We start from the raw sequence: 20,302 nt of genomic DNA on the forward strand, positions 1-20,302 counted from the left end.
TAATACCTTACATTGTTTTTATTGTTATTAGGAGATGTGATAATCATGGATGCAACATTTGCTGGAAGTACCATACCCAATATAACAAATCGTCCTCAATTATACGAATGGTTAGAAAGAAACATGGAGAGATCTTATAAAGACATTTTAGATGACACAAAATTAGAACCCGAACAAAATGTTGTAAAAACATATATTTTAGAGTCGAATACCCATCCTAAAAAATTATCAAGAATAATAAAAACTGGAAAAATAGAGCTATTGGATGAATATGAGTTCTACATGTTACGTATTGGTGATGAAGGTTACTTTTTCATAGATGCTAAAAACCCAAGATTTTGGAAATTATACACATTACAAAAATCAGAAGAGTCTGATAAATATTTTAATAAATTAATAAGTCCAATAAAATCAAGATTAGATAACCTATGGATGCCCACAGGCGATTTAGAAAAATTCCTAAAAAAAGCAGATTATGTTAGGGGGTTATCAACTAAACATGATGAAACTCCATTTTACTTAGACAATGGTGTTGAAGAAATAGCTAATAAATTATCGATTAGTGGTAATGGAGAAAGTGTCTATAAGTTAATTGAAATTATCCAATCATTATCTCCAGATGACATTCAAGAATTTGAAAAACTAATTGAGGATTTCCAATTGTCAAATGATACAAAAATAAAAAAGATATTTAACACTATCAAAAAATTGCATGAGTTTAAACACTTAATGAGAATTACAAAATCAAAAATAAAGATTGTTTCAGAAGATGATAAAGATAAATTTGTCTTAGAAGATATTTATTATTGGGGGAAATTTACAGTTAAAGGAACATCAATAGAAAAACACAACGAAATTGTAGATGAAACTATAGAAAATTACGAACAAAAAATTGAAATTATTGAAGATTCCTTAATTGACTATACTTCAAGTGATTGGGACGATAGAATACCATTAATTTACGAATTTGAAAAAGAAATTGAGGATTTAAAAAGTTTTGTAGAAGGGTTAATATCAGTAAAAGAACCTTTTAGAATTTGGGGATTAGCCAAACAAGTTGAAGAAGATATGTATTACATTTCAGGAGTGGATTTGCACAATGGAGACAGGTTTTCATTAGAGGTTACTCCATGGTGGATGAGGTTATACTTACCTAAAGGCTCATGTGGAAACACTGCTCTAAGATTACTATCTAATATCCAACAGACATACGATTCTGAGACAATTTTAGAGGTGGAAAAGCATGGGGAAAGAATCAGATAACAGAACTTTAGATTTTCATTTTAAGAAATATGGAAGAAAGGGAACCTCAACAGAACCTACATATAAAGATATTATTGAATACATAACTGCTCTAATTTCAGAAAATATTGAAGACTATCAATCTCAACATACTAAACTAATCAACATAATATTAAATCTTGTTTACCCTATAAAACATTTTCCCCATCCTCTATATGACTTAGGATATCGACCTAAAAAAGGTAGTACTCTTGGAGTAAAAATTGTTCTTGATGGAATATATTACACTGAAAATGGAAATCCTGCAGAAATAACTCCAGATGTTATACTTGTTAATGACAATGATACACATGTTCTCATTTTTGAATGTAAATCTAAAAGTATCAAAGAAGAGCAATTAAAAAAATATCTGAAACTAAAAGAAAATTTGCATGCTATTATAAATAAAGGATACATTTCTGTCATAAAAAATCCTGGCTTATATAAATCTGATGTAAGTTACATATCATTTGATGACTTAACTACGCATCCTGTTTTAAAAGATACAGAAGATATCCAAATTTTAAAAGTTTCACCTGGAGAAATTTCACTTAAACATGGTAGTTATGAAAATTCAAAATTAAATAATATTTTTCCAATAACTTGGGGAGAGAAAGAGAAACCTTCTTATGATTTACTGATTTGTGATGCTGAGAATAACGAAGAGGGAAGTCTATTCAAAATGCTTATACTCAGAGAACTTATATCTATGGCATTATTTGGACATGATGAACCAGAAGTGGGAATGGTATTTAGTGAAAAGATTACCCTCCCAAAAGGTGAATATTCATTAGAAAGTTTAGAAGAAAATAATTTTAAAGAAATTGAAAATATTCTACAAAAACTTTGTAAAAGGAAATGCGTAATAGATAAGGAAAACAAACTATTAAGAGTAGATAAAGATATTGTAATATTGCCAGAAGATAAACCTCTAAATGCAAATGTTTTTAAATTAATTGACGCTCTCGATATTTCTATAAATATGAACTCACTTGTTGAGAAAGAATTTACTGTAGGAACTCTAATGGATGCATTATACAGGAGCACAAGTATCTCCATAATTGATTATTTTTATAAGGATTATAAAAATATAGTCAGTAACCGAATTGAGAAAACATTAAGGTTATTTAGTAATAGAAATTTGAAAAAGTATCTTAGAAAAGTATCAGGAAAATGGAGAATTAAAGTAATCAAAGATAAAAGAATGGCAAGAAAATTTGGAGAATCATGTAAAAGAGAGCTTGAGACTATAAAAGGTAGGCAAACTACATTAGATGAGTCAGCAAAATAGAAAAAAGACAATAAGGTTTGTTTTTGTGAATATTCAAAACTTTAATTTGCCTCTAACGCTTTTTTACCACCTAATTTAAAATACCACACATACAAAGCCAATGATAGTAAAACTAATTAACCCCAAGAAGTCAGCCCCATAATCACAAACAAAGTTTGATTATCCATAACTACCAACACTCTCTTTTGTTGTTATATCTTATGTCAGTTGTTGGTTTTATTAGTTTTGGTGTGGCAGTGTTCTACGGACCAGAAAAGAAAAAAATAAAAAACTCAATGAATTAGCTTTATTTTTATGAGATTTAGAATATTTGGTTTTAATTTGTTGTAATCTCAAAAGTTTAGTAATGTTCATGAAAGTTCGTTCGTAGTTCATTTTGTTTTTTAAAAAGAAGCTCAAGTTCACGTTGTTCGCTATTTATATTTATAAAAAAATAAAATCTAAATAAATTTTTAAAACATATTAAAATAAAGAATATTTTTTCTCATTGTATAGTATATATATAGAAAATCCATGAACTAATGAACTTGGTCTTTTCTAAGCCAGATTTAATGAACAACCTAATGAACTTCCATGAACAAGAATTTTATGTTTTCCAATTTATTAGAACTAAAAATTTGCACAAAAACACAACCAAATGGGGATTTTTATTCCGTTTAATTTTGGTGTTTTGATATTTGATAAAAATCCTTATTTTGCCTTAATATTGTTTGTTCGTCCTTATTTTTAAAAGTTCATTGGTTTGTTCATTTGGAATTGTATATTTAAATTTATGGAATAATAGTAGATTCATCATAGATAATATTGTGTATCATAGACAGTTGCTTTTTCTTTAGATTTTTGAAATTATCCTCAATTTCATAGAAAATTAATGCTTTTTTTCCTTCATCAGTAATTTTATAATATGATTTTGGTAATTTATATCCTTCTTGTTCTTCCCATTTTTCAACTAATCCTGCCTCAACAAGTTCATTTAATAATTTACTCAAATTACTTTGGTTAATATTTATTTCTCTTTTTAAATAGGTTTGTTTTTATTGAAATATTAAAAATTTATAGTTTATATAGGATTTGCAACAGAATAAAAAGAGATGCAAAGAAAAAAAGCAATTTGCAACGTTTGCAACTCTAATGAGATATAAAATAAAATATATACATAAAAGAAATAACAAAAAATTATAGAAAGTATATTTTTATTGTATATCTATATATATTATATAATGTTGCAAACGTTGCAAATCCAATAATTTTGTTGCAAACAGCCAGATTTTGTTGCAAATCTTTTGCATAGATATATACACTTGTATTTTTAAATTTTCTCTCTTTTTCTTCTGTAAATTGTCAAAAACGCAATTTTTGACATTTTTTAAATCTCGTCAATTTGGGCTTATTTTTGGATTTACAACAATTTGCAAAGAGTTTATTAGTAACTACTTGCGATAACTTTATCCCCATAGATAATTTTAATTGGAGTATCATCTTCTTTCTTTAAAGCATTACAAAGTTTATATACCATTAAAACTCTTTTTCCAAAATTTGTTAATGAATAGTACGTTTTTGGCAGTAAAGCGTCAGTCTCCTCTCTTCTTTTGTTAAGTATTTCTGATTCTACAAGTTCATCTAAGATGTTTCCTAATGTTCCCTTATGAATGTTTAAATCTTTATGAAGTTGCCCAAAATGAACCTCTCCGTGAGTATCTAAATATTGAAGTATCTCCTTTACGTGTTTTTTTGCAAGTAATTTCAATAAATTTTCCATACATTTTCACCCCTAAAGTCTTCCCGTTTGTTGTTATTATTCATATTTTTGTGGTTTATTTTATAAAAGAGTATAAACACTTTTAAATATTCGGAAATATTTTTATGTTCGACCGAAAAGTATTTATATGGTTGTAATTATAATACTGTTCGTAAAAATATGTTCGAACAGTGATAGCATGCCAGAAATAAAGAAAAAGAGATGGGCTAAGGCGAGGATAATATTTCCAGCAATATATGGTAAAATAAAGGAACAAGGTAATTCTGCAAGATTTTTTCCTTCAATACCTGCTGAATATGTTGGTAAAAAAGCAGTTTTGGTAATTTTAGAAGAAGATAAAGAATTGGACGGTGGTGGGGATGAATAACAAAATAAAATTAAATGAAACTGATAAGAAAGTTCTTGATTTCATTTTAGAAAATGGAGAATCAACCAGACAGGAAATCATAGATGCGTTAGGAGTTAAAAGCGGTTCTTTAACGAACTCAATAAATAAGCTTGAAAAACTTGGTTACATTAAAACTGAAAAGCAAGGCAATCAAACTGTCATCATTCCAATAACTCCAACCCAGCCATCTATACACAATGACAACACCAATATAATCCACTTAGACTTCTCCAAAATCAAATCTCTAACTCATTTGAGAGATATTATAAACTCTCACCTAAGGGCTAATAATTGGAGTATTGGGAATTATGATTTAGTTATAACTGCTTTAATCATTGCCAAATTCACACAAAATTTAAGGTTGTTAATTTTTGGTTCTCAGGGTATTGGTAAAACTTGCTGTATAAAGGCAGTGTTTCCAGATAATGATGGATTTATTGAGTATGATTTGCATAGGAAACAACTAAAAGAGGTCGTTAATCTCAGAGAGCATATAAGAATCATCGAACAGCAGTATAGGCACACTTGGGGGGCTGAAAATCCAGCAACTTTTGACCAATATACTATAGTTCCATTAAGTAGGATTGCACCATCTGACTTAGTTTTCAGATTCATTCCTATTAGGGTCTTACAATATAAATATGTTCCAAATTATAGGCCAGTGGTTTTCGATATTTCTAATTTCAAATTAATTGAGCCACCTTTAGATGTCTATGACAAGCTTCACAACATTATGAAACATTTGTTATATTTCAACAATTGTGATGAATCTGCAAAATCAAAGATTAGGGATTTCAAGTACAGGGAAATTCTTTCTTTATATTCTTTAACGGCTAAGGAGGGGGAGTTTAATTTAAATGCTGAACAATGGAAGATTGAGAGGAAATATGAAAGATATTTGGAAAATCCATTCCGTTCTGTTAATTTAAGGGTTTTACAAGAAGATGAAGAAATGTGGTTTAGGGCATCTTTGGATATGCAACTTATGAGGAATTCTTATGAGGTTTTAAGGTTTGCATTTTCCATATCAAGGTCTGAAGATGCGATTGGAGAAACTTACGATTTTATTAAAGAAATTTTGGCAACATGGACAAAAGTTAGGGATGAAAGGCCAAAAAGAAGAGATAGATCAAAAGTAAAGGTTAGAAGTGAGGCACAATCTTACTATGTTGATAGCCAGGGTGTTGTCCATAATGTTGTCTAAATTTTTTTTAACATAATGAGGGGGCTGTCATGTTCAAAGCAGTAATTAGTGGAGCCAAGAACTTCAAAAAGGTTATTGATGCCGCAAGCAATCTTTTAATTGAGATTTGCTTTGAAGTTAATGAAGAGAGGGTAAAAGCAATAGCAATGGATCCAGATCATGTTGCCTTAGTAAGTATAGATATACCAAAAGAGGCATTTGATGAATATGAGGCAGACGTTCATAGTATCGGTGTTGACTTAGAGGCATTTAAAAAGATAATGAACATGGCAAAAGCAAAAGACAAGTTAATTTTAGAGTTGGATGAGGAGAAAGATAAATTAAATGTGGTATTTAAAGGGGCTATGACGAGAAAATTTGCCCTCGCTTTGTATGATGTTTCATCTTTAGATCTTCAAGTTCCAGATATTGAGTATCCAAATGAAATCTTAATTAAAGCAGGTCCATTTGTTGATGCGTTAAAGGGTGCGAATTTGGTAAGCGACTGGGCAACTTTAAAAGTTGAGGATGGTAAGTTTATTGTTTATGCAAAAGGGGATTTAAACGAGAGTGAGACGGTCTTTGAGGAAGATAGTGAGAGTATTATCAGCATGAACATTGGAGAAGATGCAAAGAGTACTTTCTACCTTGAGTATTTAAGGGATATGACAAAGGCAGCATCATCAGGTGATATTTTAAAAATCTACTTGGGGAGTGACATGCCTGTTAAGGTTGAGTATGATGTTGCTGGGGCTAATTTGACATTTTTACTCGCTCCGAGAATTGAATCATAACCTTACCATTTTGCAGAGTTACAAATGTTTTGGTGGTTCCAATGGAATCAAAGAGAATGACTTTTTACCTCTGTAAAAATGTTGATAGTAGGAGGTTAAGGTATTATTTACATAAACTTGAAAATTTAAAAGAGTTAGACCCTGAGATGTTTAAAAAAGTTATTGAATCTAAGAAGGAGTGTAGAAGAACAATTACTTTAACTGAGGAGGAGATTAAAATTTGTGAAAAATATGGAAGGGCAACTAATCTGTATTTAAATTATGTTATAATGGTGAGTGAGGATGGGGAGCGAGTTTAATATTAAAAATCTTCTTTTGGTTAAGAGGAAGAGGGATGAGATTGAAGAGACTGATGAGATGAGGCAGTGGTTGGAGAGGTTTAAGGAGGAGAGGGAGTTTGATGGTATAAAGCCATCAACGATTCATAATGATTTGGCTCGGTTGAGGGTCTTTTTGGATTTTTGTTATAATCGTTTGGGGAAATCGCCTGATAAGCTTCAAACGCATGATTTTGTTAAGTTCTTTAATTACTTAGAGGTTGAACGAAAATTGTCTAAGAATACTCAAAAGAGATATTATGACCTTTTAAAAGTGTTTTATAGGGTTTTGAGGATGTATCCTGTTATAAAGGGTTTTGTTGAAGAGTCGAAGGATAGGAAGAGGTTTTCGAGGATTGAGGTTAAGCATTATGATCCTGTTGATGATAGGATGTTGAATTTGATTTTGGAGAGGATTATTGGGTCTAATAGTAGGGTGAGTATTAGGAATGCTCTTATTGTTAGAATGCTTTGGGATACGGGTTGTAGGATTTCTGAGATTTTGAATTTGAAGTATAGGGATTGTGATTTTGATAGTGGGGTGTTTAGAATTACTGATACTAAGACACATGAGGAGAGGAAGGTTGTTTGTTCGGAGGCTACTTTGGAGGCGTTAAAATGGTATGTGCAGTTTAATGTTAGGCAGGGTCCTGATGATTATATATTCCAAAAGCAGAATGGGGATAAGTTGAGTAGGGATACGATTACTAAGGTGTTTAATAGGGTTGTTAAGGAGCTTAAAAAAGAGGGGAAGATCCCACAAAATAGGAGGATTGTGATTCATTCTCTTAGGCATGGTAGGTGTGTGGATTTGTTGGAAAAGGGGATTCCTGTCGATATTGTTAAAGAATACCTTGGCCATAAAACTTTAGATACTACATTGTTTTATTCTCATTCAAAAGAGAGGACTGAAAAGCTTTTGAAGACTATAAAAAAGATTCTTTAAAGTCCGATGGTATAATAGTATAAAAGGATTTTAAAATTCCACGGGATTTAGTCCTGTGTAAAAAGTGGGTGTAAATATCTATAATTTGTCTAAATTTGGATAAAATTTTGTAAAAAAAGTATGGCGCAGGGGAAGGGATTTGAACCCTTGCGGGGCAGAGCCCCATGGGATTTCAAGTCCCACGCCTTTGTCCAGGCTCGGCCACCCCTGCACGCTCACATTATTAAAAGGTAAAAGTAGTATATAAACTTTACGCTTACATAGTCGGAGAGTGTCAAGATAAGTTTTAATATTTAATCCACAAAAATAGTAAATATGGAGCTCACGATAGAAGTGATAAAGGAACGAATTAAAGAGAAAAAGCTCTTTAAGCGAAATAAGATACCGGTGGAGATTAAGATTTTGGCAGGTCTTTTATACTATTTAGGTTTATCGCTAAGAAAGACGAGCTCGTTCTTATCCCAATTCGGAAAGATAAGTCATGAATCAGTTAGAACTTACTATCACACGATTAAAGAAGTTCTAAACGAGCCTGAGAGAAAGACAAGAAACCTAATAGCAATCGATGAAACCAAACTGAAGGTTGGAGATAAGACTATTTACGTATGGTCTGCTATCGATGTAGAAACGAAAGAATGCTTAGGAGTTTATGTATCAGAAAGTAGGAGTTCCCTCGATACAATATCTTTTGTAAGAAGTATTTTAAAATTTTGTTCCAACAAGCCCAAAATTCTAGTCGATGGTAGAACGTGGTATCCTTGGGCGTTACAGAAGTTAGGCTTAGAATTCGAAAGAATTCGATTTGGGCTGAGAAACTGTGTAGAAAGCTTCTTTTCAGTGCTTAAAGGAAGAACTAAAAGGTTCTTTAATAGATTTCCCATGAATAGTAGTTTTAAAACGGTTGTTAGTTGGGTTAAGAGCTTTATAATGTTTTACAATTGGTGGAAGTCGTTAAGTTGACACTCTCTTCGGAAATACTGTATTATATTAAAAAACTTACAAAATGTCCACATCTAAACTTATATCTATGGCTCTTGCAGAATGTATCAAGCATCCCATTGAGATAACATCAACATTATATTTTGCGTAATCTAAGATATTATCCTCTTTAATTCCTCCACTAACTTCAACTATTGGTCTATAGTTATGCTCTTTTTCATAATTGTCTATAATCTTTAATGCTTCCCCAACTTCTTCTGGTTTAAAATTATCAAGCAAAACAATATCTGGTTTGTATTTTAAAACTTCCCTTAACTGCTCTAAGTTATCAACCTCAACCTCTATCTTCTTTGTGAAACTTACCTTTTTTACTCTCTCAAATGCCTTCTCAATACCAACTGCCGCTATGTGATTATCTTTAATCATTACACAATCATCTAACCTAAACCTATGTGTATCTCCACCCCCAACAGACACAGCATATTTTTCAAGGATTGAGAGCATCGGTAGGGTCTTTCTTGTGCAGGCAATCCTTACATTTTTATTAATTTGCCTAACTTTTTTAATTACGTTGTAGGTTTTTGTTGCAATTCCTGAGAGGTGCATTAAAAAATTCAAAACCGTCCTCTCTAATATTAGGATAGTTCTCGCGTCTCCATAAACCTCCAATATATCTCCATGCACCAAATCCCCTTCCTTTACCAATGGTTTGCATTTTATACCATAAGATTTAAATAACTCAACAACAAAATCTAAACCACAGACGACACATTCTTCTTTGGATTTTATAACTCCTTTGCAGGCCAAATCTTTTGGGATAATTAATTCTGTTGTGATATCTCCAAATCCAACGTCATGGCTTAGAGATTCTTTTAATATCCTTAATGCATAATCCTTAATCATAATCATAGTATCACGTTCTTTTATAGTTGTTTGTGTTAGATATTGGGCATAATTATAATGAATTTGAATGCTATAGAGTATTATTTTCAAATTTTAAGAATTTTTAAGAATGGTTAGATATTTTTGGAATTTGAAGTATATAAATAAATTCCAAAAAATTCCACAGACAACTAATTTTTGAGGGACATTATGTTAAAAACATTACCACCAACATTAAGAGACAAAAAAAGATACCTTGTGTTTGAGATTATCTATGAGGATGAGTTAAGTGAAAGTGAAATTATCAACATTATTAGAAATGCTACTATAAATTATTATGGTGTTTGGGGAACGTCAAAATCAAATCCTTGGCTTGTTTATTATGATTTTCCGTATGGGATTTTAAGGTGTAGACATACAGAGGTTGATTATGTTAGGAGTGCTTTGATATTTGTAAAAGAGTATAAAAATAAGCCAATAAATATTGTTGTCCTTGGAGTCTCTGGAACTGTAAGGAAGGCAAAAATAAAATTTTTGGGGATAACTCCAAAAAGATTATACATGAAGAGGTTGAAGGAATCTAAATCCAAAAATAATTCCAAAAATAATTAATCCAAAATAGAAATAGAACATGTTTTTTTCTTTAAATCATAGACCATGAAGTCCTCCGCTATAATAATATCCATATCTCCATTGTATTCTTTAATCTGCTTCTCATAAATTGAGATGTCATCATCATACCTTGCTGAGATGTGGGTTAATATTAGTGTCTCCACTTTTGCAATCTCCGCAATCTTTATAGCATCTTCAACGGTTGAATGCATAGTTTCTATGGCATTTTCTTTTAAAGTGTTGTCATAGGTTGCCTCATGAATCAAAACCCCACACCCCAACTCCTTCAAAAATTTCCCAAATTCTTCTATTGGAACTGTATCTCCACTATACCCAACACATATACCTTTTTTTGGGGGTAACAGAACTTCTTCTGGCTTTATAACCCTTCCATCCTCTAATTTAACTGGAATACCATCCTTCAATTTTTTTAAATCTGGACCTACTTTAACGCCTAAGGCCTTTGCTTTATTTATGTCTAACCTTGGTTTTTTCTTTTCTTTAAAAACATAGGCATAAGATGGAACTGAGTGTTTTACTGGGAAAGCATAGACCTCAAATTTCTCATTATCTATTATTTTTACCGCCTCTTTAGAATTTATTTCATATACATTTACTTTAAAGTTAATTCCATGATAGCCAACACTTAGTGCATGTATCATCATCTCTTTTGTCCCTACGGGGCCATAGATATTTATTTCCTCCTTTCTCCCAGCAAATGCCATGGACTGCAACAATCCTGGGATGCCTAATATATGATCCCCATGCAAATGGGAGATGAATATATTTTTTATTTTCATTGGAGAGACTTCTGTATACATCATCTGTCTTTGAGCATTTTCCCCACAATCAAATAGAAGGACTTCTCCATTAATTTTTAGGGCTATTGATGCATGTGCCCGTTTTTTCGTTGGAACTGCTGCACCAGTCCCTAAGAAAATTAACTTCATAATCTCCCATCAAATTAATTTTTTAACTCCTCATTTATTACATCCTCTACTTCAATTTCGTCTATCCACTGTTTGACACTCTCACACCATTGTGTTACAGTTTCTTTTATTATTCTTTTAACCTCCTCAAAAGGTAATGCCTCATATATGTAAAAATATCCGCCCTCTTTAATATTTACTTGCTTTCTTTTTACTAAGCCCACATTCATTAAATTTTGAACTGCTCTTTGGACAGTACTTCTATCTCTGTTAAGTTTTTCTGCAATTTTGTTTATTCTTGATGGGCCATTTTTTAATATTTCAAAATAAACTACCACATCAAAAACCTTCAATCCAAATGTGCAACACATTAAGTTTTCGAGTGTGAAGGTCGTGCATGGAGTTTTTAATATTAATTTATTGCCCATAGTATCACCGCTTGTGTTGTGTGTGCCACAACTAATAACTATACATTATAAAGTATATTAAGTTTATTGTAGAAATAGAAAGTGCGTAATATTGTCAGAACTTTTGCTTGGAAATTATTAGCTGCGAAACTTTCTGGCCATTTTTAAGTATTGTTACAACATAAAATTTTCTTGACAAATTTTGCATTTGTTTTCGTAATTATTGTTTTTGTTTATAATTTTTAGTGATATTTTTAGTCGATTTTCTCAAACTCAATTTTATAACCTATTTTAAGCTTGAATATTTCGAGTGAGGGTCAATTTTTAAAATAAAATCACCATAGACCACCATTTAAATGACTCAGAACTTTGTCGTTAGTTGCAGAATATATCTTCCCAATTTTCACCTTTATTTTATATTCATCATCTGCCTTTATTTTTTCCATGTTTTTGATGATAAATTGCATATGTAATCTCTTTAAGTATTCTAAAAACTCTTTCAAATCCTCCTCGCTATCTACGACAATTTCAAAGTCCTCTGTAACTCTCTCACCACTATGAACCTTTTTTATTGTGTCTACCATTGGGTATAGGATAGATTCTCCAATATCCAATGCCCTCTTTTTTAATGCATCATCATTTTCATTGAATTCAAATGCTTGATATCCCTCCCTGACAACTCTACTAAACATAAAGTCAACTCCCAAATCATAGAAGAACGTAAATGCCGCCTTTAAATCCCCGCACTGTGTTTTATGTGTTGTGTATTTTATTGGATTTATTGCCATATCTGGGTCTTTTAAAACAACTCCTTCCCTATTCTCAGCGTTTAATCTATCAATAATCTCCTTTATGTATTCATGAGCATCTTCCTTGTCAAATTCCCCAATCGGCTCAACATAAGGAAGGTTGTATTTTTTGCAGATTTCTATTTTCTCTTTTATGGATAAAGGTTCATTTGTTTCTCTATCTCTTATATCAAAAATGTAAAATCCTAAGTTTTCCCAGCCCCTATCGACTTCTTCATAATAGTGTGGCACATAGGGATTGTTTAATCCAATCATCTCCCCGCACAGCATTAGGTTTGGATTGTTATCAAAGAATTTAGTGTTTAATATTTGTATTGCTTTTTTTGTTGTGAATGGGCAAACATGTCCTCCTCTTGTAATTGCAACAATATTATTATTTATTTTTGCTATTCTAACATTATAACCATCCAACTTTTCCTCAACAACGACCTTATCAATGAAGTAATTCTTTATCGTTGGATTTAACACTAACGCCCTTCTAATTTTTGGGTATCCCATAATATAATCCAAATTTTCATTTAAAAATAAAGCCGTTCCTCTCTCAATATGTTTTATCTTTTTTCTAAATGCAATCATTGGAACTCCTTTATATTCTTCTCTAATGATTATCCCTCTTTTGAATCCCCTTCTTATATCCTCTTCTCTCAACTTCAATCTTTCCGCAATTAAAGCGTAATCTATTTCCATAAAATCACCAAGAACTAAATGTTTACTTTTTCAGTGAGGTTGTCGAAAAATACGAATACTATAAATAATAGTAATAATAATTATGAGCGGCAGAAAAACCAAAAGAAAAGGATACTGGAAAGCCTACGATAAGAGGTTTAAGATATTCAATATTAAGTACACTTATGATTTTGTTTCATTTATTATAAATATTTTACTTCCATATAAAGAAAAACGCAAAGTAGGAAGGCCTTTAGCTATAAGTTACAATGAATATATAGCTACTCTAATAATAAAACACATTTTTAGAATTAGTTTAAGAGATTTAGAAACTCTTTCCGATTATTTACATAAAAAGCATATAGATAGCTCCACATACGGAAAAGCTTTTCAGAGGATTAAAATAAGCGATTTAACTAAAATAATCGTTGGATTACACTTAATTATTGCTAATTCGTTAAAATCATCGGTTATAATTTACATAGCTGATTCCACTGGAGTCCATTTATTAAGAGTGTATTGTGAAAGAATCAGAGTTGTGAATAATGAAATAAAAAAGGTAAAGTATCGGGTTTTTGACAAAATGCACGTATTAGCTTGCTATTATAAAGATTATGGATTAATTTCGATTGTTATGGTAAAATGGGATAATGGATATAGTTCAGACAGTAAAAACTTACTAAAAATGATAAAATCTTTAGATTTTGTGAAAGGTGCGATAATATTGTTGGATGGTGGTTACGATGATGAAGATTTACTTAGAGAGTTGTTATCTATAGACCTCATTCCAATAGTTAAAACAAAAGAGTTTAAATGGGATTACGGTATTTCTAAAATCAGAAAGAAAGTTAAAAAATTGTTTGATAAGAAACTGTATAAAATTAGAGGGGTAATAGAAGCGATATTTGGAGGGCTAAAAACTAAATTTAGATTAACTCTAAATGAAAAACTACCTGAAAGTAGATGTAGAGCTACTTTAGCAGTAGCAATCGTTCATAATATTTTAACACTAATGAGAGTTATTAGTATTAGAGAGTAATATTTAAATTCATTGATGAAATAATTTTTCGACAACCTCTTTTTCAGTTTTTTGGTTGTTCTACTAATGACAAGATATCGATGAGGCTTTAAAAGGTCTATTTGGATTATATGTTAAACTTCTTCCTAATTTTTTTGGTTATTTTGCTAAACAACAATATGTTCAAATTACTACCTTTTTTTGCATAGTATTTAGGTGAAATCCATGGGTTTTTCTCTAAATTTTTACTTAAAATTTCCATGTCCTTTTTGTATTTAGATAATAACTTTAAAAATTCCCTTGGGTTGTCCCTATCAAACGGCTCAGCGTTGATATATGCATTTCCAATTTCCCAAATAAAGTGAGCATCACTTCCAACACCAATTAACAAATCATATTTTTTTGCATACTCAAATGCCCTTATATTTGGCTCATTAGTTATGCATCTACTATTAAAAACCTCCACAATATCTACTTTTTTTATAAACTCTTTGTTATCCAGAATGTTAAATTTGCATAGAGACCTTCTCCTCCTTTCATCAAAAGGATGCGGCAAATAAACTAATCCTCCCTGCTCTTTGACCTTATCTATTGCTTCAAATATATCCTTCTCGTTAATCTCTTCATTTAAAAATAATCCAATAAATTCTCCCCTATCTGTTGCTATCTCTTCCCCAGTTATGCCAAAGTCCGTTTTGGTTAGTGTGTTATGGTCTGCGATTACTGGGGTAATATTATTCTTTAAACAAATCTTTTTTAATAAATTTATATTGTTCAATGAGCATTTTGAGCGTATAGTGTGAACATGCATGTCTACTTTCATTAAAAGTTCACCATTTTTAATGTTTTTTGTGTGTTTAACTTTAAAGTAAAAATTTTATTTATTACTTTCCCACATTGCATGAAGTAAGCCACCAAATAGGATTATGCTTAGATATGTTATTGTCCTATATAATATAACCACTGCAAGCCCTTTAGCCTCTAAAATATGTTTTAATTTCAATATATATATTAATGCATACTCAACAACCCCAAACCAGAGGGCGTTAATGGAACTGCTGTTAGTAGAGCTGAAGATAAATCTGCAAAAATGGAAAAAATAATTGATAAATCAATACCTAAAGAAATAAAAATAAAATTCCTTCAATTATCCGGTTGTGGAATTTTTTGCATGTATTTGGATATCAGATGAAATCCTTCGGTTTCATTACCCATCTCGCTTTGCTTGGTGATAATAAAATTTTAAGAGGAATTGCAATCATGGTCAAATTTTCAAATAAAGTCTAAAACATAAATTTAATTTGATTGTGCATAATTCTCATTTATAACGTAAACGACTATATCTCCATTTTTATTTTTTGGCTTTAATTAGTATCAATTATATTATTCCGTTGTTACAGTTTTCCAACCTCCAAAATCCTTATTTCTACACGCAACCTTTAAAAAAGGTTGCATCCAAAAATATAAAATTAGAATTTAATTTTTTTATAATTCACCAACACCTAAAATTCTTATTTCTACACGAAACTTTTAAAAAGTTTCATCAAAACGGATGCATTGCTTCGCTTCGCTCAGCAATGCCTCTTATTTTTTATAATTCACCAACCCCCAAAATCCTTATTTTTGCACTTCCATCCAATAATACAATTTTTTCTCCTTTCTCATACACAATAGGTTTTTTTAGTTTTAATGTTATGTTATCGTTTTCTCTTTCAACAACTTTACAACTTACTGCCTGCAATCCACAAATTATTTGATATTCCTCTCCAGCTTTTACTTCCTTTTGCATGAATGGATTCCATTTTATATTCAAAGAAATTTCATCAGAAACTTCCAAATTTCCATTTGATAGTATCATCCCTCTCTCCAATTCGTCAGTTGTTACTCCTTTTAATGCAAGCCCAACCCTACTACCCAAACCTGCCTCCTTAACATCCTTATCATGCACTTGAATGCTCCTAACCATAACTTCCTTATCGGTTGGATAAAGCCTTAGTTTATCATGGACCTTAACTTCTCCTTTTTCAACTTTCCCCAATATAACAGTCCCCACACTCTTAACTGTAAAGAAGTGGTCTATTGGGATTTTTGTAAACTCACTACTATTTTCTTTTTTTATTTCCAAATTTGCCATTTTTTCTCTTATCTTTATGAAATCTTTTTCCATTATGTCAAAATTTTTCATTGAAGTTGTGGATATTATTGCCTTCAATTGCTCAACATCAACATACTCTCCAACAACAAAGGTTCCATTTTCAACTCCAAACATATCCAATGCCAATAATGTCTCTCCTAACTCTGGTTTTATCTCATCAACAAAAACTAAGGCATAATCTGTCATGTTTATTGTGTATATTAGAGGTTGTATTCTGTCTGGATATCTTGTTGGCTCAACATACAATACAGCATCGTCTCCAACCTTGTAGTTATATAGGGTTATGTCTGTTGACGTTCCTTTTTTTCCTAACTCTCTCCCAACATTTTCAATATCCCCAAAAAGCCCTACACTAATATTTTTCACAATTTCACCTTTTTTGTTTTTATTTTTCGGTTTGGTTAAATATTGTGAATTCTTTCCATGTATTTGACAAAAAATTTTTGAAAGAACGATAAGCCATGCATAAATTTCATTAATGAAACAACTAATTATTTAATATTGGAACTTTTAATAAAATTTAATATGAGTTATGAAAATCATAAATTATATAGAATATATAACTACAACGATAATATTAGTTTGTTGTAGATTCTTCAACCAAATTAGGAGGGATTCTATGCTGAGTAAGATTGCCGAGTATTTTGAATTTGAGAAGTATAAGACAGATTTTAGAGTTGAGGTATTAGCAGGGATTACAACATTTATGACAATGGCATATATTATCTTTGTGAATCCGATGATATTGAGTAATGCTGGAATGGACTTTGGGGCAGTTATGGTTGCAACCTGTATATCATCTGCGATAGCCACATTGTTAATGGGTGTTTTTGCAAGATATCCATTTGCACTCGCTCCTGGAATGGGGCTAAATGCATACTTTACCTATGGTGTTTGCTTAGGTATGGGTGTTGATTGGAGAGTTGCCTTAGGAGCTGTGTTCATATCCGGGATATTGTTTGTAATTTTAACACTTACAAAAATAAGAACAATGATATTTAATGCAATTCCAAATGCTATAAAATATGGAACTGCTGTTGGTATTGGTTTGTTCATTGCGTTTATTGGGTTGAAAAGTGCTGGAATTATTGTTGATAGTGAGGCAACATTGGTTACATTGGGTAATTTATTGGAGCCATCAACATTGCTTGCAATGTTTGGAATATTTTTGACAGGGATTTTACTTTGTAGAAAAGTTGTTGGGGCTATTTTGTGGGGTATTATAATTACTGCATTGATTGGAATGATTTTAGGCATTTCTCCATTCCCAGAGGGTATCGTATCAATGCCTCCTTCAATAGCCCCAACATTCATGCAATTAGACATAATGGGAGCTTTGAATTTGGGATTATTAACAATAGTATTGTCATTCTTCTTTGTTGATTTATTCGATACATTGGGAACATTAAGTGCTTTAAGCTCTCAGGCAGGATATTTGAAGGATGGAAAATTACCAAGGTCTGAGAGGGCATTAATGTCAGACTCTATTGGAACTGTTCTTGGCTCAATTTTAGGAACTTCAACAGTAACCACATACATTGAATCTGCAGCAGGGATTGCAGTTGGTGGAAGGACTGGTTTTGTTTCAATAATTGTGGCTTTATTGTTTTTGTTGGCATTATTCTTCTATCCAATAGTAAAAGCAATCCCTGCCTATGCAACCGCTCCAGCATTAGTTATTGTTGGGGCATTGATGATGACATGTGTAAAATACATAGATTGGGATGACGTTTCAGAGGCAATCCCTGCGTTTATAACCCTTATATCCATTCCATTGACTTTCAGTATAGCAACTGGTTTGGCACTGGGCTTTATAACTTATCCAATATTGAAGGTGTTTAGTGGAAAAGCAAAAGAAGTTCACTGGCTTGTTTATATATTGGCAGTAGTCTTTGCTTTGAGATTTGTCTATCTCTCTGGATAAATAAAACTCTTTTTCTTTGAAAACTTAATTTTACAACATTATTCTCTTGAAATTTAAAAAAATAAAAACAGTGTTAAATTTGATAGTAAAAATCATTAAAATGAGATTTTATATGAGGTTTTTGTGATTTTAAAAGTAGAAAAACCCAAATTTTTGCTAAAATCTTTTAGCCCACTTTAAAATTTATTGTGGTTAAATAATTGATATAAATTCTGAAACTACAATATTTTTCATTGCTATTATTCACTTGCTCGTCTGATGATTCCTCGAAGATGAATTTGAATATTGCCTTTTGAACATACACCTATTCTCCACGAAACTTTTTAAAAAGTTTCATTAAAAATGATGTTTATCTAATGTCGCTTGATGATTTCTCGAATATGAACTTGAATATTGCCTTCTGAGCATGCAATCTATTCTCTGCCTCATCATAAACAACAGAATGTTCTCCATCAATAACCTCATCAGTTATCTCCATTCCCCTATTTGCTGGGAGGCAATGCATGACGATTACATCATCTTTTGCATATTCTAAAAGCTTCTCATTTATTTGGAACGGTGGGAAAATTTTCATGACATGCTCTAAGTTTTTCTCATCCCCCATACTGATCCAAACATCAGTATATAAAATATCTGCGTCCTCAGCAGCCTCAATTGGGTCGTTTGTTAATTTTAATGAACCTTCTCCATACTCATCAATAATTTCCAATGCCTTCAAGACATTTAACGCATTCGGCTCATAACCCCTTGGTGTTGCAACAACCATATCCATTCCAACCAATGCAGAGCCAAGTATTAAGGAGTTGCAGACGTTATTCCCATCCCCCAAATATGCAATTTTCTTCCCTTTAAAGGATTTTTTATACTCTTTTATTGTTAAGAGGTCTGCCAGTATTTGGCACGGGTGGGCAAGATTGCTTAATGCATTTATAACTGGGACTGTTCCATATTTTGCTAAATCTTCTAATGTTTTGTGCTCATAAACCCTTGCAACTATTGCATCAACATATCTACTCATAACTCTTGCAGTATCCTTAATACTTTCTTTTTTTCCCAAATGTATTTCATTCTGGTTCATTATTAAAGAATGCCCACCAAGTTCATGAACTGCTATATCAAAACTCATTCTTGTTCTTGTGGATGGTTTTTCAAATATTATGGCAATACTTTTATCTTTTAAAATTTTTTCATGATTGTATCTGTTCTTTTTGAAGTATTCTGCATATTCTAATATTTTCTCTACATCCTCCCTTCTTAACACATCCAAATCCAATAAATGCATAATTCCACCTAAATTTTAATACTTGTTAGAGTTAATAATTTATAAGATTATAAAAGAATTATTATAAATCTTTTGGTGATAGTATGCACTATTTTTCAGAGAAGCCAACATCAAAACACAATGTAAAGATTATTGAGGATATTATAAGGGGAAAACATTTAATTTTCAAGACAGATTCTGGGATTTTTTCCCCAAATAAGGTTGATAAGGGTACTAAATTACTTGCTGAGGAAGTTGAAGTTGATAAGGATGATGATGTTTTAGACGTAGGTTGTGGGTATGGAGTTATAGGCATAGCTCTTGCTGATGAAGTTAATTCAGTTGTTATGACTGACATTAACAGAAGAGCTGTAAAATTGGCAAGGGAAAATGTAAAGTTGAATAAGTTGGAAGATTTGAATATTGAAATTTATCAAGGAGATTTATATGAAAAGGTTAAGCATAAAAAGTACGATGTAATTATATCAAACCCACCAATAAAGGCGGGGAAAAAGGTTATACATAGAATTATTGAAGAGGGAAAGGAATTATTAAAAGATAATGGGAGTTTGTGGGTTGTTATTCAAACTAAACATGGAGCAAAATCTCTTGCAAAATTTATGGAAGAGGTTTTTGGGAATGTCGAAACCGTTACAATAAAAGGGGGATATAGGATATTAAAGTCAGTAAAAGAATAAGTATTCTCAAATTGCAAAACTACTATCGGTAAAGGAACAGGTA

22 protein-coding genes and 1 tRNA gene are annotated in these 20,302 nt (G+C 31.5%); 13 read left to right on the forward strand and 10 right to left on the reverse strand.

What is annotated here, in order from left to right:
- The first annotated feature begins 45 nt into the window (after positions 1 to 45).
- Both METIG_RS02535 and METIG_RS02540 read left to right on the forward strand, forming a co-directional pair.
- The gene (locus METIG_RS02535; RefSeq protein ID WP_013798681.1) at positions 46 to 1,263 is read left to right on the forward strand and encodes a hypothetical protein; all 1,218 of its coding nucleotides are present in this window, start codon (positions 46 to 48) and stop codon (positions 1,261 to 1,263) included.
- Positions 1,244 to 2,572 carry a hypothetical protein gene (locus tag METIG_RS02540; protein ID WP_013798682.1) on the forward strand — a complete coding sequence of 443 codons (1,329 nt, stop codon included), beginning with the start codon at positions 1,244 to 1,246 and terminating at the stop codon, positions 2,570 to 2,572. Before METIG_RS02535 ends, METIG_RS02540 begins: the two co-directional genes overlap by 20 nt.
- Positions 2,573 to 3,342: 770 nt before the next feature.
- Here the strand turns inward: METIG_RS02540 and METIG_RS02545 are convergent.
- Both METIG_RS02545 and METIG_RS02550 read right to left on the reverse strand, forming a co-directional pair.
- Positions 3,343 to 3,582: a helix-turn-helix transcriptional regulator gene (locus METIG_RS02545; protein WP_083809483.1), complete on the reverse strand. Its 240-nt coding sequence runs from the start codon at positions 3,580 to 3,582 to the stop codon at positions 3,343 to 3,345.
- Positions 3,583 to 3,995: 413 nt separating this feature from the next.
- Entirely contained in the window at positions 3,996 to 4,331 is a 336-nt protein-coding gene (locus tag METIG_RS02550; RefSeq protein WP_013798683.1) for a MarR family transcriptional regulator, read from the reverse strand.
- 178 nt (positions 4,332 to 4,509) lie between these two features.
- Between METIG_RS02550 and METIG_RS02555 the strand changes: the two genes are divergently transcribed.
- From METIG_RS02555 to METIG_RS02575, 5 genes are read left to right on the forward strand one after another with little or no spacing between them, the layout of a single operon-like run.
- Positions 4,510 to 4,698, forward strand: coding sequence for a DUF2080 family transposase-associated protein (locus tag METIG_RS02555; protein ID WP_048055499.1), 189 nt, complete (start codon positions 4,510 to 4,512; stop codon positions 4,696 to 4,698).
- Complete coding sequence (locus METIG_RS02560; RefSeq protein WP_013798685.1) at positions 4,691 to 5,923, forward strand: helix-turn-helix transcriptional regulator; 1,233 nt, start codon at positions 4,691 to 4,693, stop codon at positions 5,921 to 5,923. The genes METIG_RS02555 and METIG_RS02560 overlap by 8 nt, the downstream gene beginning before the upstream one ends.
- Before the next feature lie 29 nt (positions 5,924 to 5,952).
- Positions 5,953 to 6,696: a DNA polymerase sliding clamp gene (locus METIG_RS02565; protein ID WP_013798686.1), complete on the forward strand. Its 744-nt coding sequence runs from the start codon at positions 5,953 to 5,955 to the stop codon at positions 6,694 to 6,696.
- Positions 6,697 to 6,737: 41 nt separating this feature from the next.
- Positions 6,738 to 6,995 (forward strand): DUF2540 domain-containing protein, encoded by a 258-nt coding sequence (locus tag METIG_RS02570; RefSeq protein ID WP_013798687.1) that lies wholly within the window; start codon positions 6,738 to 6,740, stop codon positions 6,993 to 6,995.
- Complete coding sequence (locus METIG_RS02575) at positions 6,979 to 7,959, forward strand: tyrosine-type recombinase/integrase (protein ID WP_013798688.1); 981 nt, start codon at positions 6,979 to 6,981, stop codon at positions 7,957 to 7,959. The genes METIG_RS02570 and METIG_RS02575 overlap by 17 nt, the downstream gene beginning before the upstream one ends.
- A 121-nt stretch (positions 7,960 to 8,080) precedes the next feature.
- On the opposite strand, the gene METIG_RS02580 is transcribed toward METIG_RS02575, so the two are convergent.
- Positions 8,081 to 8,170, reverse strand: a tRNA-Ser gene (locus METIG_RS02580).
- A 104-nt stretch (positions 8,171 to 8,274) separates the two neighbouring features.
- Here METIG_RS02580 and METIG_RS02585 point away from each other — a divergent pair.
- Complete coding sequence (locus METIG_RS02585) at positions 8,275 to 8,919, forward strand: IS6 family transposase (protein WP_013798689.1); 645 nt, start codon at positions 8,275 to 8,277, stop codon at positions 8,917 to 8,919.
- Between the two features lie 36 nt (positions 8,920 to 8,955).
- Here METIG_RS02585 and nadC read toward each other — a convergent pair whose 3' ends face one another.
- The gene (gene nadC, locus METIG_RS02590; protein ID WP_013798690.1) at positions 8,956 to 9,801 is read right to left on the reverse strand and encodes a carboxylating nicotinate-nucleotide diphosphorylase; all 846 of its coding nucleotides are present in this window, start codon (positions 9,799 to 9,801) and stop codon (positions 8,956 to 8,958) included.
- A gap of 189 nt (positions 9,802 to 9,990) precedes the next feature.
- On the opposite strand from nadC, the gene METIG_RS02595 reads away from it, so the two are divergent.
- Positions 9,991 to 10,392, forward strand: a complete 402-nt coding sequence (locus METIG_RS02595; RefSeq protein WP_013798691.1) for an Rpp14/Pop5 family protein — start codon at positions 9,991 to 9,993, stop codon at positions 10,390 to 10,392.
- Here METIG_RS02595 and rnz read toward each other — a convergent pair.
- The 3 genes from rnz to METIG_RS02610 all read right to left on the reverse strand — a co-directional run bounded on the left by rnz (position 10,389) and on the right by METIG_RS02610 (position 13,224).
- On the reverse strand, positions 10,389 to 11,342 hold the full coding sequence (gene rnz, locus METIG_RS02600) for a ribonuclease Z (protein WP_013798692.1): 954 nt from the start codon (positions 11,340 to 11,342) through the stop codon (positions 10,389 to 10,391). The genes METIG_RS02595 and rnz overlap by 4 nt on opposite strands.
- Before the next feature lie 14 nt (positions 11,343 to 11,356).
- Complete coding sequence (locus METIG_RS02605) at positions 11,357 to 11,749, reverse strand: helix-turn-helix domain-containing protein (protein WP_013798693.1); 393 nt, start codon at positions 11,747 to 11,749, stop codon at positions 11,357 to 11,359.
- 314 nt (positions 11,750 to 12,063) lie between these two features.
- Positions 12,064 to 13,224, reverse strand: coding sequence for an RNA ligase (locus METIG_RS02610; RefSeq protein ID WP_013798694.1), 1,161 nt, complete (start codon positions 13,222 to 13,224; stop codon positions 12,064 to 12,066).
- Between the two features lie 82 nt (positions 13,225 to 13,306).
- On the opposite strand from METIG_RS02610, the gene METIG_RS02615 reads away from it, so the two are divergent.
- Positions 13,307 to 14,242, forward strand: coding sequence for a transposase (locus METIG_RS02615; RefSeq protein WP_013798476.1), 936 nt, complete (start codon positions 13,307 to 13,309; stop codon positions 14,240 to 14,242).
- Positions 14,243 to 14,348: 106 nt separating this feature from the next.
- Here METIG_RS02615 and METIG_RS02620 read toward each other — a convergent pair whose 3' ends face one another.
- A complete protein-coding gene (locus METIG_RS02620; RefSeq protein ID WP_013798695.1) occupies positions 14,349 to 15,044 on the reverse strand; it encodes a PHP domain-containing protein in 696 nt (231 codons plus the stop codon).
- A gap of 103 nt (positions 15,045 to 15,147) precedes the next feature.
- Between METIG_RS02620 and METIG_RS09515 the strand changes: the two genes are divergently transcribed.
- Positions 15,148 to 15,324, forward strand: a complete 177-nt coding sequence (locus tag METIG_RS09515) for a hypothetical protein (RefSeq protein WP_172632603.1) — start codon at positions 15,148 to 15,150, stop codon at positions 15,322 to 15,324.
- A 488-nt stretch (positions 15,325 to 15,812) separates the two neighbouring features.
- Here the strand turns inward: METIG_RS09515 and METIG_RS02625 are convergent, their stop codons facing one another.
- Positions 15,813 to 16,742, reverse strand: a complete 930-nt coding sequence (locus METIG_RS02625) for an EF-Tu/IF-2/RF-3 family GTPase (RefSeq protein ID WP_013798696.1) — start codon at positions 16,740 to 16,742, stop codon at positions 15,813 to 15,815.
- Between the two features lie 253 nt (positions 16,743 to 16,995).
- Here METIG_RS02625 and METIG_RS02630 point away from each other — a divergent pair, with 253 nt between their 5' ends.
- On the forward strand, positions 16,996 to 18,300 hold the full coding sequence (locus METIG_RS02630; RefSeq protein WP_013798697.1) for an NCS2 family permease: 1,305 nt from the start codon (positions 16,996 to 16,998) through the stop codon (positions 18,298 to 18,300).
- Between the two features lie 349 nt (positions 18,301 to 18,649).
- On the opposite strand, the gene argF is transcribed toward METIG_RS02630, so the two are convergent.
- Positions 18,650 to 19,582, reverse strand: coding sequence for an ornithine carbamoyltransferase (gene argF, locus METIG_RS02635; RefSeq protein ID WP_013798698.1), 933 nt, complete (start codon positions 19,580 to 19,582; stop codon positions 18,650 to 18,652).
- 83 nt (positions 19,583 to 19,665) lie between these two features.
- On the opposite strand from argF, the gene METIG_RS02640 reads away from it, so the two are divergent.
- A complete protein-coding gene (locus METIG_RS02640; RefSeq protein WP_013798699.1) occupies positions 19,666 to 20,259 on the forward strand; it encodes a class I SAM-dependent methyltransferase in 594 nt (197 codons plus the stop codon).
- The last annotated feature ends 43 nt before the right edge of the window (positions 20,260 to 20,302 follow it).

Source organism: Methanotorris igneus Kol 5 (genome assembly GCF_000214415.1).
In the GTDB taxonomy this organism is placed as follows: Archaea; AGJL01; Methanococci; order Methanococcales; family Methanococcaceae; genus Methanotorris; species Methanotorris igneus.